Annotated in this window: 16 protein-coding genes; 6 read left to right on the forward strand and 10 right to left on the reverse strand. The window is 73.9% G+C overall.

The window, feature by feature from the left end; all coding sequences use genetic code 11:
* Positions 1–8: 8 nt before the first annotated feature.
* The 4 genes from AB0H83_RS10750 to AB0H83_RS10765 all read right to left on the reverse strand — a co-directional run bounded on the left by AB0H83_RS10750 (position 9) and on the right by AB0H83_RS10765 (position 4488).
* Positions 9–1034, reverse strand: a complete 1026-nt coding sequence (locus AB0H83_RS10750) for a LacI family DNA-binding transcriptional regulator (RefSeq protein ID WP_360090334.1) — start codon at positions 1032–1034, stop codon at positions 9–11.
* 143 nt (positions 1035–1177) lie between these two features.
* Positions 1178–1606, reverse strand: coding sequence for an SRPBCC family protein (locus tag AB0H83_RS10755; protein WP_360090337.1), 429 nt, complete (start codon positions 1604–1606; stop codon positions 1178–1180).
* A gap of 109 nt (positions 1607–1715) precedes the next feature.
* Positions 1716–3443 carry a hypothetical protein gene (locus AB0H83_RS10760; protein WP_360090340.1) on the reverse strand — a complete coding sequence of 576 codons (1728 nt, stop codon included), beginning with the start codon at positions 3441–3443 and terminating at the stop codon, positions 1716–1718.
* A 217-nt stretch (positions 3444–3660) separates the two neighbouring features.
* Positions 3661–4488, reverse strand: coding sequence for a transglutaminase domain-containing protein (locus tag AB0H83_RS10765; protein WP_360090343.1), 828 nt, complete (start codon positions 4486–4488; stop codon positions 3661–3663).
* Between the two features lie 23 nt (positions 4489–4511).
* On the opposite strand from AB0H83_RS10765, the gene AB0H83_RS10770 reads away from it, so the two are divergent.
* The gene (locus AB0H83_RS10770) at positions 4512–5315 is read left to right on the forward strand and encodes an alpha/beta fold hydrolase (protein WP_360090346.1); all 804 of its coding nucleotides are present in this window, start codon (positions 4512–4514) and stop codon (positions 5313–5315) included.
* Here the strand turns inward: AB0H83_RS10770 and AB0H83_RS10775 are convergent.
* Positions 5293–6312: a serine hydrolase gene (locus tag AB0H83_RS10775; protein WP_360090349.1), complete on the reverse strand. Its 1020-nt coding sequence runs from the start codon at positions 6310–6312 to the stop codon at positions 5293–5295. The genes AB0H83_RS10770 and AB0H83_RS10775 overlap by 23 nt on opposite strands.
* 107 nt (positions 6313–6419) lie before the next feature.
* On the opposite strand from AB0H83_RS10775, the gene AB0H83_RS10780 reads away from it, so the two are divergent.
* Entirely contained in the window at positions 6420–7271 is an 852-nt protein-coding gene (locus AB0H83_RS10780) for a nuclear transport factor 2 family protein (protein WP_360090352.1), read from the forward strand.
* Here the strand turns inward: AB0H83_RS10780 and AB0H83_RS10785 are convergent.
* A complete protein-coding gene (locus AB0H83_RS10785; RefSeq protein WP_360090355.1) occupies positions 7264–7518 on the reverse strand; it encodes a hypothetical protein in 255 nt (84 codons plus the stop codon). The genes AB0H83_RS10780 and AB0H83_RS10785 overlap by 8 nt on opposite strands.
* Positions 7487–7666, reverse strand: a complete 180-nt coding sequence (locus tag AB0H83_RS10790) for a hypothetical protein (protein ID WP_360090358.1) — start codon at positions 7664–7666, stop codon at positions 7487–7489. Before AB0H83_RS10790 ends, AB0H83_RS10785 begins: the two co-directional genes overlap by 32 nt.
* 173 nt (positions 7667–7839) lie before the next feature.
* On the opposite strand from AB0H83_RS10790, the gene AB0H83_RS10795 reads away from it, so the two are divergent.
* The 3 genes from AB0H83_RS10795 to AB0H83_RS10805 all read left to right on the forward strand — a co-directional run bounded on the left by AB0H83_RS10795 (position 7840) and on the right by AB0H83_RS10805 (position 11766).
* Positions 7840–8670: a C40 family peptidase gene (locus AB0H83_RS10795; protein WP_360090361.1), complete on the forward strand. Its 831-nt coding sequence runs from the start codon at positions 7840–7842 to the stop codon at positions 8668–8670.
* Between the two features lie 119 nt (positions 8671–8789).
* The gene (locus tag AB0H83_RS10800; RefSeq protein WP_360090364.1) at positions 8790–10817 is read left to right on the forward strand and encodes a methyl-accepting chemotaxis protein; all 2028 of its coding nucleotides are present in this window, start codon (positions 8790–8792) and stop codon (positions 10815–10817) included.
* Between the two features lie 19 nt (positions 10818–10836).
* Positions 10837–11766 carry a superoxide dismutase gene (locus tag AB0H83_RS10805; protein ID WP_360090367.1) on the forward strand — a complete coding sequence of 310 codons (930 nt, stop codon included), beginning with the start codon at positions 10837–10839 and terminating at the stop codon, positions 11764–11766.
* Here the strand turns inward: AB0H83_RS10805 and AB0H83_RS10810 are convergent.
* The gene (locus AB0H83_RS10810; protein WP_360090370.1) at positions 11763–12914 is read right to left on the reverse strand and encodes an FAD-dependent monooxygenase; all 1152 of its coding nucleotides are present in this window, start codon (positions 12912–12914) and stop codon (positions 11763–11765) included. The genes AB0H83_RS10805 and AB0H83_RS10810 overlap by 4 nt on opposite strands.
* Positions 12915–13014: 100 nt before the next feature.
* Here AB0H83_RS10810 and AB0H83_RS10815 point away from each other — a divergent pair, with 100 nt between their 5' ends.
* Positions 13015–13614: a TetR/AcrR family transcriptional regulator gene (locus AB0H83_RS10815; protein WP_360090373.1), complete on the forward strand. Its 600-nt coding sequence runs from the start codon at positions 13015–13017 to the stop codon at positions 13612–13614.
* 240 nt (positions 13615–13854) lie between these two features.
* Here AB0H83_RS10815 and AB0H83_RS10820 read toward each other — a convergent pair whose 3' ends face one another.
* On the reverse strand, positions 13855–14370 hold the full coding sequence (locus AB0H83_RS10820; protein ID WP_360090376.1) for an LURP-one-related family protein: 516 nt from the start codon (positions 14368–14370) through the stop codon (positions 13855–13857).
* 174 nt (positions 14371–14544) lie between these two features.
* A complete protein-coding gene (locus AB0H83_RS10825) occupies positions 14545–16110 on the reverse strand; it encodes an LLM class flavin-dependent oxidoreductase (protein WP_360090379.1) in 1566 nt (521 codons plus the stop codon).
* Between the last annotated feature and the right edge of the window lie 369 nt (positions 16111–16479).

Here is a 16479-nt window from a genome sequence, read left to right on the forward strand (position 1 = left end):
GACGGTGGTTACAGCGGCAGCAGCGCGGGCGCCGCGGTGCTCTCCCGGACCACGAGCCTGGTGGCCAGCTCGATGCGGGTCGACTCGATCCGCTCGCCGGCGATGATGCGCAGCAGGGTACGGGCCGCGGCGACCCCCATCTCGTGCAGCGGCTGGCGGACGGTGGTCAGCGGCGGCGCCGTCCACTCGGCGAAGTTGAGGTCGTCGAAGCCCACCACGCTCACGTCGTGCGGGACGCTGCGCCCGGCCTGCCGCAGCGCCTCGTAGACGCCGGTGGCCTGCTGGTCGCTGCCGGCGAAGACCGCGGTCGGCGGGTCGGGCAGGGCCAGGAAGCCGGCCATCGCGCGCAGCCCGCCGTCGTGGTGAAAGTTTCCGTACCGCACCAGGTGCCGGTCGGCGACCAGCCCTGCGGACTCCAGCGCCGCGCGGTAGCCGGCGATGCGGGCGCGGGTGCACTGCAGCTGCTCGGGGCCGCCGATCGCGGCGATGCGCCGGTGCCCGAGCCCGACGAGGTGCTCGGTGGCCGCGTAGCCGCCGGCGAAGTTCGTCGCCCCGATCGACGGCACGTCCGGCGGCGGCTGGCTGACCCCGTCGACGACCACGAACGGCATGCTGCGCCGCGACAGCTCGGCCCGCTGGTGCTCGCTGAGCTCGGACAGGACCAGGATCGCGCCCTGCGAGCCGCGGGCCAGCAGCGACTCCAGCCACCGCCGGGTGAGGCTCTCCCGGTTGTGCACGGAGGACACGACCAGGCCCAGGCCGGCGGCCTCGACGACCTCCTCGACGCCGGTGAGGATCGACAGGCCCCAGACGCTGTCGAGCTCGTTGATGACCAGGTCGACGAGGTCGCTGCGGCGGCCCGGCCGGCGCGAGGCGTGCGGGCGCTGGTAGCCGCGGTCGGCGAGGAGCTGCTCGATGTGCTTGCGGGTGGCGACGGAGACGTCGGTGTGCCCGTTGAGCACCTTCGACACGGTCGAGATGGCCACGTTCGCCTCGCGGGCGATCTCCGCCATGGTCGGCCGCTTCGTCACCATGCCCGCACCCTCCCGTCGCCGGCGCGCGGCATTTCGAAAGTTTCGGCCGCGCACTGTCCTGATCGGGACCGTACACCTCCCGAAGCAGGGACGAAATACCCTCGAAACTTTCGACGGCCCGCGTGGTGCCGGCGCGCCGCGTGTCAGCGGGCCCTGGTCGCCTCGGCGCGCAGCCCTTCGCCCTCCATCGCCATGTACCGCCGGACCAGGCCGGAGTAGAACAGCAGGGTCAGGCGGGCCAGCGGGCCGGCGAACGACAGGGTCAGCGCCGCGGTGCAGGTGCCGTCGCCGGCGTCGGTGGCCCAGTGCCCGGCGACGTTGCGGATGCCCGGCGAGCGCGACGCCCACTCGAAGCCGGTCGGGCCGACCTTCGTCACGGTCCACGTCGACGGCGGCAGCTTCGGCTGCTTGACCACGACGGTCTCGCCGACCCGCAGCGGACCCGTCCCTGAGCGCTCCACTGTGGACACCGAGGCCGTCCATCGTGGCCATTCGGCCACGTCGCACATGATGCGGCCGACCACCTCGGCCGGGGCGCCGACGGGCACCGTCTCGGAGAACTCGATCGTCATGCCCGCCAGCGTAGGCCTGTCCGCCACCGGACAGCCCGGCGCGGCGGCCGGTCGCGCCGCGCGGTGCGCACCGGGCCCGGGCGGCCGGCCGGTCATGCTGCGGGCGCCGCTACTCGAGCAGGCCGGCGCCGGGGATCTTCGGCGCCAGCGGCGGGCAGTGCGTGTGGGTCGCGGCCGCCAGGCCGCCGCACTGCGCCGGCAGCCCGACGAGCAGGTTGTGGTCGTAGACCAGCAGCGCCCAGCGGTCGAAGTCATGCCGCTCGACCGGCGGGCCGAACTGCGTGACCGCGCCCTCGACGGTGCCGTAGCGGGGGTGCTTGAGGTCCACGACGAGGAAGCGCGCGTCGTGGACGGCGGCGTCGTACCAGTCGGCGTCGGACTCCCACCGGAACGAGCGCACGTCGGGGCCGATGACCGGCGCGACGCGGACCCGCCCGCCGCTGGCGAGGGTGATGACGTTGGCGCCCCAGTAGCTGCCGAGGCCGTAGCGCAGGTCATGGGCGACGAGGTACCGCGCGACCGCGTCCGCCTCGGGCGGCTGCGGCCGCGCCGACACGGCCTGCGCGCCGAACGCCACGACGAGCACCGCGGCCGCGGCCGCCAGGACCCGCCGCGCGGCCGGGCCGGCGGCGAGGAGCCGGTCGCCCCACAGCCGGCCGGCGAGGGCCGCGCCGAACGGCAGCACCGGGACGATCTGCCGGGCGCTGCCCAGGTCACCGGCCTGCGTGGAGGCGATGAACGCGGCCAGGTTGACCAGGATCGCGGCCGTCAAGACCTCGGCGACCCGGTCGCCCGCGCCGGCCGTGCGGAAGAACCTCGCCACGGTCACGACGACGGCCGCGGCCGCCAGCAGCAGCAGGGCCAGGTTGATGATCCCGGCGGCGAGCGCGACCGGCCCCTGCAGGGTGGGCAGGTAGGCGCCGTAGTTGTGCGCGGTCGCGGTGACCGCCGTCACCACGTGGTCGCCGAGTTCCTCGACCGGGCTGAACCGGGCCACCGGCGAGTGCACCGAGAAGCCGCCGGCCGACCAGATCAGCGCGAGACCCGCGTGCGCGAGCGCCGTCGACCCGGCCGCGGCGAGCAGCAGGTGCGCGTCGGTGCCGCGCCACGTGCGGGCCTTCACCAGCCGGGCGGCGCTGACCAGCAGCAGCGGCACCGCGCCGACGAACATCGCCAGCGGGTCGGCCATCTGGGCGATCGCGAGCACGAGCAGGACGCCGACGGGCCACCACCGGCGCAGCGGCGTGGCGGTGCGGCGGTCGGCGATGAGCCAGGCGAGCAGCAGCGGCACCGCGGTCCCGGTGTGGTCCGGGGAGTACAGCACGACCGCCCACCCGCCGTGCGGCTGCGGCACCAGCAGGGTCGCCACGACCACCGCGACCCGCGCCCAGGCCGCCCGCCCGGTCGCGTCGCCCTTGGCGACCACCGACGCGAACACGATGAGCAGCAGGTACGTGGTCGCCGACGCGACGTGCACGACGCTGCGGTCGAGGCCGAAGAAGACCTCGATCAGCGCGTACTGGACGAGCTCCGTCGGGAAGAACGACACGTCGCTGAGCGTCCAGCCGCGCAGCAGCACGTCGCCGTGCAGCAGGTCCCACGCCTGCAGCGCGTTCGCGGCCGCGTCGCTGTTGGTGGGCGTCGCGCGCGCCATGCGCAGATACCCCAGCAGCAGCACCGCCACCCCGGCGACGACGGCGCCGGCGGTCGCGAGGCGGACCCTCCGGCTCGGTGGTGCCGCCGGCGCGGGTGCACCGGCACGGTCACGTTGATGCGGGATCGTGGGCAGGGTCGCCCGCTGGGCGGGCCCCGTCACCCCGCCAAGAGTTGGGCTCACACACCCTCCGACGCTTCCCCCACGCCGCGCGGTTGGCGGCACCCAGTGAACGTGATCGACCTGTGATCAGTCCGCGGGCCATTGTGCAGCACCCGCGCCACCGCCCGCCGCCCCGAACCGGCGGATGTGTCGCATCCCTCCCGCGAGCGCGGGCGTCGTCGTGCCTGCGCCGAGTCGCGCGAAGCGCGCAGGCACGACGGCGATGTCGCCGCCGTGCTCAGACGTCGACCCAGGCGTCCAGCCCGCTCGGCGAGACGCAGTGCACCCGGCCGCCGGGGTGCAGGGCCGGGTCGGCGGCGTAGCGGGCGGCCAGCTCGTCCTCCGCCGCCCGGTCGCCGGCGTCGGCGGCGACGAGGCGCTGCGCGACCCAGTCGGCGAGGTCCTCGTCCATCGATCCCCACTCGTCCCACAGCAGCAGCTCGTCCCGCTGGCGGTGGGCGAGCTCGTGGCGGACCTGGTCGAGCAGGAAGCGGTGGCCGCGGTACGGCCCGACCGGGTCGGCGCCGAAGTTGTCGGGGTCGATCTCCTCGCGGCGGTGCGCGGTCCATGCCTCGGCGGCGGTGATGAAGCGGCGCACGTCGAACGGGTCGACGCCGCCGGTGCCGGGGTCGAGCTGGGCGTCGACGCGGACCCAGCGCTCGCCGTTCCAGTACTCGGCGACGACGTGGTCGTAGTGGAACGCGTCGCCGAAGTAGCCGGCGAAGCCGATGCGGGTGCGGGCCGCGACCCGGCGGTGGCGCAGCGCGGCGACGGTCAGCAGCGCGAAGTCGCGGGCGCAGCCGACGACGCGGGACTTCGGCTCGCGGGGCGCGCCGAGCGGGCGGGTGTGCCGGGACCGGTCCACGGCCAGGATCTGTGCCACCCACCGCGAGTCGACCTCGGCGAGTCGTTCACCCACGAACGAAAGGCCCTGCGCGTAGTAGTGCACGATCACGTTGCGCACCACGCCGACCAGGCCGGGGACGTCCGTCGGCACCCTGTCGAGCAGCGCCGCGTGGGGTCCCGGGTCACTGTAGGCGGACTGCGACCGGTACCGATCGACCATGCGCCTCAATGTACCGTCACCGGATGCGCATCGACGTTCGCGGGTTGACCTTCGACGTGCACGCCGGTGGCCCCGACGGCGGCGACCCGGTCCTGCTGCTGCACGGGTTTCCGCAGGACAGCCGGGAGTGGGACGGGATCACCGGCGGGCTGCACGAGGCGGGCCTGCGCACGTTCGCCCTGGACCAGCGCGGCTACTCCCCCGGTGCCCGGCCGGCAGGCCGGGAAAGCTACCGGATGGCCGAGATCGTCGCCGACGCCGTCGCCGTCCTCGACGCGCTGGGCCTGCCGGACGCGCACGTCGTCGGGCACGACTGGGGCGCCGTGGTGGCGTGGCACGTCGCGGCCCGCCACCCGGACCGGGTCCGCACGCTGACCGCCGTGTCCGTGCCGCACCCCCTCGCTTACGCGGCCTCGGTCAGGAAGGACCTCGCGCAGGCGGCCCGGTCGGCGTACATGCTGTTCTTCCGCACCCCGTGGCTGCCGGAGAAGGTGCTGTCCGCCCGCGGCGGGGCGCTGCTGCGGCGGATCGCGAACGGCAACCCGACGCTGCCGCCGGACTTCCTGACGGGCGCCCTCAACTGGTACCGGATGATCTCCGGTCACGACCTCGAGGGCCTCGGGCCGGTGACGGTGCCGACGACCTTCGTGTGGAGCGACCGGGACGTGGCGATCTCCGGCCACGCCGCCCGCAGGTGCGCGGCCGAGGTGACCGGAGACTACCGGTTCGTGACCCTGGAGGGGGTCAGCCACTGGATCCCCGACGAGGCGCCGGACCGGCTCCTCGACGCGGTCCTGGCGCGGATCAGCCCCCGTCGACCGCGGTGAAGGGCCGCAGGGACTGCTTCGCCTTGACGGCGGGCACCGTGGTCCGGCTGACGACGTCGAACATGGTCCGGCCCAGCACGGCGTGCGCCTCGACCGCGGGGTGGGTCGCGCCGTAGTTGTCCAGGTCGCCGAGGCCCTCGGCGAACAGCCCGTAGACCAGGGCCGGGGCGCCGTCGGCGCCGAACATGACGCCGGCCTCGTGGCGGGACGCGCCGAGGGTGTTGAAGTCCTGGCCGTACTTCGACGCGACCCGGCTGCGCTCCTCGGAGGACATGTTGCGGCGGATGCCGTCGTGGTAGCCGTTGATCCAGCGCAGGATGCCGAGCAGGAAGTCGCACGACGCCGGGCTCAGCAGGGTCTTGGTGGCCAGCCGCCACAGCAGGTCGTGGATCTCCCGCGGGGTGGTGTCGCCGAGGAAGAACCGGTTGGGGTTGGCGACCGGCTCGACCCTGGTGTGCACGAACCCCTTCGCGGCGAGGATCTCGTTGATCTCCAGGGCGGGCACGACCCGGCCGCACATGCGCACCGCGGTGTTGTCCGACACCAGCAGCATCGCGGTGAGGAAGTTGGCGACGGTGATCTCGTCGCCCCACACGGTGTGCAGGAAGTAGATGCCGGTGCCGCCGAGGATGATGTCGGCCCGCAGGTCGAGCTTCTGGCCGAGGGACAGCTCGCCGCGGTCGACCTTGTCCATGACGGCGGTGGCGACGGCGAGCTTCTGCACGCTGTAGCCCTTGGTGACGTGGTCGGCGTCGTCCTGGACCACCGGCTGCGGCACCCCGGCGGCGTCGACCAGGGCGATGTGGGAGTGCCAGGTGCCGCCGGCCCTGGCCTTCTGCCGCTCGTAGACGCGGCGGATCCGTTCGGCGGGCGGCAGCGAGTGTTCGGCGGCCGGCGCCGCGGCGGCGGGCGTCGCGGCGGCGGCTCCGACGACGGGGACGGCGGCGGCACCGGCGCCGAGCGCGATGGCGGCGCGGCGGGTGAGCTTGTTCGTCATGCTCCGGACGCTAACGACACGCCATGACCGATTCAAGATGACAAATCCCATCTGCCGTGCTTGCAACGTCGCGGCGGCCCGCGGCGTCTGCCTTGTAGCGTTTCGGCATGGACATCGTCGCGGATCTCGCCGAGGCGCTGCAGCCGATCACGTTCACCGACCGCGGCGCGGAGGAGGTCACCGCGCTCATCGTCGAGGCGGTCGTGGGGTGGGGTGAGGCGCGGGGGTGGCGCAGCTACCGGCGGGCGGCGAGCGTCGTGCGCCTGCCGCCGCCGTACGACCGGCAGCACTCCGTCGTCGACGTCGCGTTCGCCCGGCCGGACGGGCCGCCGGTGGTGGTCGAGGTCGACCACGGCGACCGGCGGCGCACCGTGGACAAGCTCGCCGCGGAGGCCGGGGCGGGCCGCGTCGCGGTGTGGGTGCGGTGGGGCTCCGGCCGGCTCGCCGTCCCCGAGGGGGTGCACCTGGTGGCGCTGCCGGTGACGGCGCGGACCGGGCCCGGCAGCCAGCAGCGGCGGTACTCCCGGGAGCGGGACCGCCCGGCGCCCCGGCACAGCTCGGCCGGCGGCTCCTACACCGCGGAGGAGCTGGACCCGGACACGGCCCTGGTGCTGCGCGCCTACGCCGCGTTCGCGCGCGGCGACATCGACGCCGCGGTGCGGGACCTGGCGCCGGACGTGGACTGGGTGGAGCCGGAGGAGTTCCCCGGCGGCGGGCACCACCGCGGCCCGGCGGCGGTCGCGGCGTACCTGCGCGCCTCCTACGAGCGCTGGGCGCAGCTGCACTCGGAGCCGGTCGCGCACCGCCGCGGCGAGCAGATCGTGGTGGTGCACCACGTGTGGGGGGTGCTGCGCGACGGCAGCCACGCCGAAGCGACGGTCGCCGACGTGTTCACCGTCGAGGACGGCCGGGTCGTGCTGATGATGGCCTACGCGGATCCGGCCGACGCGTTCAGGTGAGCGTGCACAGGATGTAGGACAGCACCGACTCCTGCTGCAAGCCGACGGCGGAGCGCACGGCGGTCATCCGCGCGAGGGCCACGACGTTGACCCGGTACTCGCGGTCCTGCTGCGCGACGAGGCGGCGCAGGTTGAGCAGGCCGACGACGCCGGACGCGGTGAAGATCGCGGTGACGACGAGCGACACGCTGACGATCTTCGTGGCGATCCGGCGGTCACCCGCCCAGCGCCGCACCCGCTTGTACACACTGCAGACATCGGCCCGGCGCGGCGGAAGCTAAGCGGGCTCCCGGGGGCCAGGCCCGCTCGATGCGGTGCAACGCGGTTGCCGTGCCGGCGCAGGCGGCGAGCAGCAGCAGCGGAGCGGCGACGTGCAGCGCCCGCAGAATGCCCATGAATGCAGCATAAGCGCTCGATTCGGTCAGGCGCGGGGTGTCGCCGGCAGCGGTCGGTCGACCGGCTGGCGGGCGTGAGCCGTTCGGCCCAGACATTTCCGGCGATACACGGACCTAGATGGGCAATGGTGGCTGTGAATGATTTCACGACCGCCAACGTCCGGCAGGGGCGAGTGGTTAGCGTCGCCGACGGCCCTCATGGCGGCCGAGCACCGTTTCGTCCTTTTCCGCCCGGTACTTCGGGGCCCGGCCGGCTTCCACAGCGGCACGCATCCCCGAGACACGCATGCGAGCACCGGGCCGACCGTGGAGTCATCCTGAACGCACGCCAGCCGCTGCACCGCATCGCAGCCGGTACCACCGCCCTCGCCCTCACCGCCGTCTGGCTCGGACCATCCGCGGCCGCGGCCCAACCGGCACCGAACGAGCTCAGCCTCGACCCGGCGGTCGCGATCGCCGACCAGGAGGCACAGCTGGCCGCCTACGAGCGCGCCGACAAGGCGTACCGGACGCTGCGGCTCACCACCCGCACCGCGCCGAACGTCCCGGACGCCGACAGCCGCCCCGCGGCCGCCGTCACCACTGAGACGGCCAAGCCGGCGACCACCAGGAAACCCGCGCCGAAGAAGAGCACCGGCTCCGGCGGGTCCACCACCACCGTCAAGCCGCCGTCGGGCGCGGCCGGCACCGTGGTGTCCTTCGCCCTCGCCCAGGTCGGCAAGCGGTACGTGTACGCCACCTCCGGCCCCAACACGTACGACTGCAGCGGCCTGGTCTCGGCCGCCTACGCGCGGGTCGGCATCAAGCTGCCGCACCAGAGCGAGCAGATCGCCGCCAAGGGCCGGCGGGTGCCGTCCGGGCAGTGGATGCCCGGCGACGTCATCCACACCTCCGGGCACGTCGCCATCTACATCGGCGGCGGCAAGGTGGTCGAGGCCGCCAACCCCAGCAGCGGCGTGCGGGTCGCACCGGTGCGCGGCGGCACGGCGTACCGCTTCCTGTAGATCCTTCCTGTAGATCCTTCCTGTAGATCCTTCCTGTAGATCACTGCGTGTTCGCTGAGGGTTTCGGGCCCGGCGCCCGGAACCCTCAGGAACCGCTCCGCAACGCCGATGCGACCAAGGTGACCGCCTCTGGACGGCCGGCGCTGCTGGTGCCGGCACTCTGGCTCGCGGACCGGGTCCGCACGAGCACCCGTCTCGCGCTGCTCTGCGTCATGCTGCTGCTGCCCGGGCTCGGCGCCACGTGGGCGTACACCGGATCCGTGAACGGGCAGGTGGACTTCACCAGCGCCGAGGTCGACGGCACCGCGGTGGTCCGCCCGGCGCTGGACGCGATGGCCGAGCTGGCCGGCGGCCGGACCCCGGACCTGGGGCCGCTGCGGGCCGCCGTCGCCCGCCACCCGGACCTCGCGCTGACGTCCGTGATGAACGCCGTCGCCGCCGCGCAGGGCACGCTGCCCACCGCCGCCGCGATCGCGGCCCTCGTCACCGAGGCCGGCAACACGTCGAACCTCATCCTCGACCCGGACCTCGACTCGTTCTACATCATGGACATCCTCGTCGTGGAGCTGCCCGAGGCGCTGCTGGCGGCGACCGGCGCGGCCGCACCCGGCACCGGCGGCCCGCTCGACGACCGCATCGCCGCCCAGGCGGTCCTCGCCGGCACCCTCGAGACCACCGCCGCCGCGATCCGTGGGGCGGTCGCCACCGCCACCCGCAACACCGCCGACCCGGCCCTCGGCGGGCGGCTCACCGCGCTCGGACCCGCGGCCGACGCCGTGGCGGCCCTCGGCGCCACGCTCAGCGAGACCCTCGACACGCCCGGCCCCGCCCAGTTCGCGGGCGCCCCCGCCGTGGCCGCCGCCGTCGGGCCGGCCGTCGAGGCCCTGAACCGGCTGCTCGGCGCCCGCCTGGAGCGCCTGCGCCGGGACCGGCTGCTCAACCTCACCGCCACCACCACCGGGCTGGTCATCGCGCTGTGGCTGGCCGCCGCCGTCTGGTGGCGCACCCGCCACGACGTGAACCTCGCCTGCGCCGGGGTCATCGCCACCGCCGACGGCGACCTCGCCGAGCGGGAGCTGCCCGACGGCCGCGACGAGCTCGGCGACCTCGGCCGGGCGCTGCGCAAGGCCCGGTCCCGCCTCGCCGCGCAGGACGCGGGGCTGCGCCAGGCGCAACGGGTACGGGAGGAGCAGCTGCACGCCTCCTTCGAGCAGCAGCGGGAGGCGCAGAAGCAGCTGCGGGAACGCGCGCAGAGCGTGGTCGACGAGTCCGTCGGCGAGATCTCCCGCGAGCTGCGCGACGTGCGCGCCCAGGTCGACGTGGTCCGCGACGCCGCGCGCACCATCGACGAGCGCGTCACCGAGGCCGACCACGCCACCGCGTCGGTCGTGGACCGGGCGCGGCGCGCCGAGCAGGTCGTCGCCGCCCTCGGCGAGAGCCTCCGCCAGGTCGACGGCACCACCCAGCTCATCGCCGGCATCGCCGCGCAGACCCGGCTGCTCGCCCTCAACGCCACCATCGAGGCCGCCCGGGCCGGCGAGGCCGGCCGCGGCTTCACCGTCGTGGCGAACGAGGTGAAGGACCTGGCCGGCACCACCGCCCAGTCGACCGAGCAGATCGCCGCGACCCTCACCACCCTGGAACGCAACGCCGCCGACATGACCGCCACCATCGCCGCGATGGTCGCCGGGGTCGGCGGCATCGGCGAGGCGACCGGCGTGCTGCGGGCCGTCGCCGTCGACCAGCACGCCGTCGTGGGCGTCCTGGACCGGCAGGTCAACGGGGCGATGGAACGCATCGAGCAGATGTCGGCCCTGGCGGAGAAGCTGGAGCGCCGGCACGCCGAACGCATCGCCGCGACCGGGCCGGTGCGCCTCGGCCTCGGCGGCGGGCGCGACGTGGTCCCCGCCGAGCTGCAGGATCTCAGCCGCGGCGGCATGCGCTGCCAGGCCGAGGGGACCGTGCCGCTGCGCTCCGGCGACACCGTCGACATCGAGCTCACCCTCGACCAGGTGCCGCTGCGGCTGCACTGCCAGGTCGTGCACTGCGTCGCGCAGGGCGAGCACACCGAGCTCGGGCTGCAGTTCCTGGCCCCGTCGCCGGAGTCCGTGCAACGCATCGACCGGCACATGAACGCAAACGCCTGAATTCGGGGTACACCATGACATGTCGAAATACCTGCGCGTCACAGCCATCCTGACCGTCGCGTTGGCGACGGCGCTGGTGTCCGCACCGGCGCACGCTTCGAACGTTTCGCAGGCCACCCCGCTGCCCGCCACGCTGAGCCTGCCCGACGGCTTCCAGCCCGAGGGGATCGCGACCGGGCCGGGCCCGTTCGCGTACTTCGGCTCCCGCGCCGACGGCCGCATCTACCGGGCCGACCTCATCACCGGCAAGGGCGCCGTGATCAGCCCGGCGGTCGGCACCCAGTCGCTGGGCATGAAGACCGACCAGCGCGGCTGGCTCTTCGTCGCGGGCGGCAACGCCGGCAACGCCCGCGTCATCGACGTGCGCACCGGCGCCGTGCTGCGCTCCTACCAGTTCGCCACCGCCCCCACGTTCGTCAACGACGTCGTGCTCACCCCGCGGGCCGCGTACTTCACCGACTCCAACAAGGCCGTCATCTACAAGGTGCCGATCGGCCGGCACGGTGAGCTGTCCGCGACGTTCCAGACCCTGCCGCTGTCCGGCGACTTCGTGCTCAACCCCAACGGCCTGAACTTCAACGGCATCACCCTCACCCCGGACGGGCGGGCCCTCATCGCGGTCCAGTCCAGCACCGGGTTCCTGTTCCGGGTCGACCCCGCCACCGGTGTCACCGACCGCATCGGCGACCTGGTGTTCGTCAACGGCGACGGCCTGCTGACCGTGGACCGCACCCTGTACGTGGTGCAGAACCGCGACAACACGCTCAACGCCGTCAAGCTGGCCAAGGACGGCCGTGACGGCACGCTGCGCGGCACGGTGACCGACCCGCGCTTCGACGTGCCGACCACGGTGGCGAAGTTCGGCAACCGGCTCTACCTGCCCAACGCCCGCTTCACCACGCCCCCGACGCCGACCACGCCGTACACCGTGGTCGCGGTCCGCGTCTAGGATCTGGCCGCCGCCCGGCGGACCAGGCCACGCACACCCGGCAGGGTGAACGCGCGGATCATGAGGTCACCCAGCCAGACGTGGAACCTGGTGGGCGGGGCGTACTGCAGCATGCCGCGACGGGCCTGCGCCTGGCGTCTCACGACGGCCGGGCGCAGGTCCGCCTCCCACTGCGCGAGCGCCGCGGTGTCCGTACCGTGGTCGCGCAGGGCGGCGCCGAGCCGGTCCGCGCCCGCCAGGGCCAGTCCCGCGCCGTGCCCGGCGAAGACCGTGACGCACCAGGCGGCGTCGCCGAGCAGCACCGTCCGGCCGCTGCTCCACCGGGGCATGACCACCTGGCTGACCGCGTCGAAGTAGGCGCCGGCGGGGTCGTGGCCGAGGTGACGCAGCGCGTCGGGGACACCGCCGCCCAGGTCCCCGAAAACGGCGGTGAGCGCGTCGACCGGCCCTTTGGCGAGCGCTTCGAGCGGATGTTCGCAGCGGTACGCGAAGAACGCGCACGACCGGTTCGGACCCAGGTCGATCAGCGCCGCGGTGCGCCCTCGGCCGATGAACGTGGTGGCGGAGGGCTCCGGCGCCGCGTGGGCGAGCGGGAAGGCCGCGACCACGTACGGCAGGTCGACCCGGTGCCCGTCGCCGAACACCGCCGCCCGGGTCGCCGAGTGCAGGCCGTCGGCGCCGACCACCAGGTCCGCGGTGACCGTGGTGCCGTCGCTGAGCACCACCTCGTCGCCGGCAGAGTCCCCGGCAGAGTCCCCGGCAGAGTCGAGCACGGTGGTGCCGTAGCGCAGGTCGGCGCGGTCGCGGACCGCGTCGTGCAGGACCGACTCCAGGTCGCCGCGGAACACCGACACGGCCCGCCCGCCCAGGGCCGCGGCGGCGACCTCGGCCGGCACCGTCAGCTTGGGCCGCCCGTCGGCGTGCGTCAGCACGGTGGTGAACAGGCCGAGGTCCCGCTCGGCGAGGGCGGGCAGCAGGCCGAGGCGCTCGGCGGCGTCGTACCCGGGGCCGAGGAGGTTCACGATGTACCCGCCGTGGCGCCGGGCCGGGGCGCGCTCGACCACGACCGTGTCCCACCCGTCGCGGCCGAGCCGCAGCGCCGCGGCGAGCCCCGCCACGCCCGCACCGACGATCACCGCACGCCGCATCGCCGTACCTCCACCTCAGGGTCCTGCAAAGAATGAACAGTTACTCAAAGCAGTATGAGCAGATGTTCATACCTGGGGCAAGCGGCGGTAGACTGCGGGCATGCCGCGTGGAGTCGCCATTTCCGAGCCCAGGCAGCAGCTGTTCGCCGCCCTGGAGCGGGTGGTCGCGGCGCACGGGCCGGCCCGGCTGACCGGACGGGCGGTGACCCGCGAGGCGGGCGTCGCGACGGGGCTGCTCTATGCGCACTTCGCCGACTTCGACGCGTTCCTCACCGGATACGCCGTCGACCGCGCCTTCCAGGTCGCCACCGCGGTCGCGGGCTTGCCGGAGCGCGCCGGGTCCGGCACGCCCGCCGGCAACCTCGGCTCCGCGCTGCTGTCCACGCCCCTGCGGTCGCTGGAGGTGCTGACCCGGCTGACCGCGTGCCACCCCGACCTGGCCGCGCGCGTGGAGGCGGTCCTGGGCGCCGGCACCGCCGGGCTCGCCGCCCTGGAGGGCGCGACCGCCGCCTATCTCGCCGCCGAGCAGCGGCTCGGCCGGGTCCCGGCCGGCGTTGCCGTCGACGCCCTGGCCTTCGCGGTCGTCGGCGTGGTGCACCACGCCGCGCTCACCGCCGCGCCCGCGTCGGATGTCGCCGGCCGGATCCGCGGGGCGCTGGCCGCCATCACCGGCGGCTTCCCGGCCGTTGCGCCGTCCTGAGTCCCTTTCCGGCCGAACGCTGCCGCACCGCCGGGGCTCAGCCGCCGCCGTCGCGTTCCGCGCCGTCGCACCACAACTGCCGGGCCTCAGCGACGCCGAACGCACCCTGCTGTCCGAGTGGCTGGACCGCGCCGCCGGCCTGACAACGATCCCTGCCGTCCGCGGCCCCCGGTCCGCCGGCGGCGGGCACTGGACCCGCGGCCTCCCTGCGGACGGCGGCGCGCGCCGGCGACCTGAGCGTCAGTCGTCCTGCCGCTCGGCCTTCTTCTTCTCCTCGTCCTTCTCCCGCTGGGCGGCGAGCTCCAGCGCCAGGACCGCGGCGAGGATCAGCACGTGGTTCTCGGAGTCGGCGATGCGCACCGCGTAGCTGTCGCGGATGCTCAGCCACCGCTTCGACACCGAGGCGACCTCCCGGCCGTCGCGCTCCACGGTGTACTCGTGGTCGAACAGGTCACCGGTCATCGTCAGGTCGTCGTCGCCCGGCACGTCGATGGTGAACTTCTCGCGCAGCGGCGTGAACAGCTTCTTGCGCACCTCCGCGGCCTTTTCGCCGCCGATTTCGATCTGGTACGCGGGCCGCAACGCGATCAGCTGCCGGTGCACCGACGCGACCTCGGCACCGTGCGGGTCCTCGATGACCAGCTTGTCGCGCAGGCTCAGCACCTTGCCGTCGACGTGCAGGACCACCCGGCCCGAGTCGTCGACGATGTCGAAGTCCTCGCCGACGTCGAAGAACCGCTCCTTGATGACATACATGCCGCCGATTCTCCCCCGGTCACGCCGCCCGCGCCCGCCGGGCCAGCGCCAGGCTGCACCCGCACGCCCGGGGTGCCGCGCGGCGAGGACGGCGGCCGTCCTCGGGTCCGGCTCGACGCAGGTCACCGGCGGGCGCTGCCTTCTGGGCCTTCTGGGCCTTCTGGGCCTTCGGGGTCAGAGGATGCGCAGGCGGCCGAGGGGTTCGACGAGCTCGCGCTCCTCGTACGCGAGGTGGGACAGCAGCGTGTCGCTGAGCAGGGCGACGGCCTCGCGGACGGCGGTGATCCCGTCGGGCCGCGACACCATGGCGACGAGCGCGGCATCGACGCGTTCCAGGACGTCGGCGATGACGTGGTGCTCGGCCTCGAGGCGGTCGACCACCGGGACGAGCCGCGGGTCGGCGGCGCGCAGCCGGGGGAACAGGTTGACGTCCTCGATGGTGTGATGGGTGGTGACGACCCTGCAGTAGCTCTCGCAGTACGTCCCCAGCGTCCAGTTGTTCTGCCGCATCGTCATCGTGTTGATCATCGAGCGGGCGTCGCCGACGTCCACGGCCCCGGCGGCGACCTGTTCGACGAGGTCGCGCAGTTGCTCCAGCTCCTGGCGCAGGTGGTTGTGCACCTCGACGAGATGCTGGCCCGACGCCCGCTGCGCGGCGGTGAGCGGCTTGTCCGGATCAGGCCCGGGACCGGTCGGGCGCTGCGACTCGTCCCACACCGTCACGGCCCGCGGCTCGGCGCCCACGGCCACGACCTGCGAAACGGCGTCCGGCGCCTTTCGCGCGCCAGGCATGGCGGCGTCCGGGGCTTCCTGCGCGCCGGGCATGGCGGCGTCCGGGGCCTCCAGCGCGCCGGGCATGGCGGTGCCGGCCCGCGCCGCGGCCACCAGGTCGCGCACCTCCGGCACCACGTCCAGGGCGAACCGCCGCAGCTCGGCGTCCCCGCCGTTCGGGACCATCAGGATGAACGTGCTCATCCCCTGGCCGAGCGCGAGGTCCGCCAGCTGCGACGCCCACAGCTTCGGCGGCCCGTCGAGCGGCGCCTGGCCGGGCACCACGTTGTACAGCCGCCGGATGTCCCGCGGGTCGCGGCCCGCCCCGGCGGCTGCGACGTCGATACGACGGTTCGCTTCGTCGAGTTGCGGCGGCGGTACGTACGGCGCGCTCGGCAACCACCCATCGGCGACCCGGCCGACGAGCCCGAGCATCCGGGGCTTGACGCCGCCGATCCAGATGCCGATGGGGTGCGCGGCCGGCGGGCCGGGGTGGGCGCCGCGGAGCCGGTAGTGGGTGCCGTCGAGCCGGGCGCTGCGCTCGTCGCTCCAGAGCGCGCGGATCACCCGTACCGCTTCCTCCAGCGCTTCGATCGCCGCGCCGGGCGTACGGGTGTCGCCGCCCATGCCGGCGATCGCGTCCCAGAAGGCGCCCGCGCCGAGGCCGAGCTCGACCCGGCCACCGGTGAGGACGTCGAGGCTGGCCACGGCCCGGGCGAGCACGGCGGGCGGGCGCAGCGGTAGGTTGGCCACGTTGGGGAACACGGTCAGGGTGCTGGTCTGCGCCGCGATCACGGACAGCAGCGTCCACGCGTCGAGGAACCGCGCCTGGTAGGGATGATCCTGCACGCTGGTCAGCTCCAGGCCGAGCTCCTCGGTGAGCACGGCGAGCCGCAGCGTCTCACCGGCGGTCGCGGCCTCCACCGGCAGGAACGTCCCGAAGCGCAGCTCATGTCCGTAGTCGGTCATACAGATATTCTGCCACACAGACGATAGTGGCCGGACCTGGGCGTGGTGCCCAGCATCACAACACCCTCAGCACGGGTTGTGCCACCCCCGCCGTGGCGGATCTTGCACTTCTTGCCAGCGAGCACGCGCGACGATGCACGCTCCCGCCGAGCGTCAGCCACCAGCGGCGCCCTCCGCCTCCCACAACAGGTGGCGAAATCGGGGCCGACACACCAACTTCCCCACCCCTTGCGCAAACAGCATCGAGCCGCCACAGGGTGCCGCCACGCTACTCGCTCAGGCTGCGATGAGTGTGTTCTTGCCTGTGAACCAGGTGCGAGAGCGTGCAACGTTGCCGGTGCTCTCCTGGGCACCCCTGGGCATCCGGGG

Origin of the sequence: Dactylosporangium sp. NPDC050688, from assembly GCF_040654515.1 — a bacterium.
In the GTDB taxonomy this organism is placed as follows: domain Bacteria; phylum Actinomycetota; class Actinomycetes; order Mycobacteriales; family Micromonosporaceae; genus Dactylosporangium.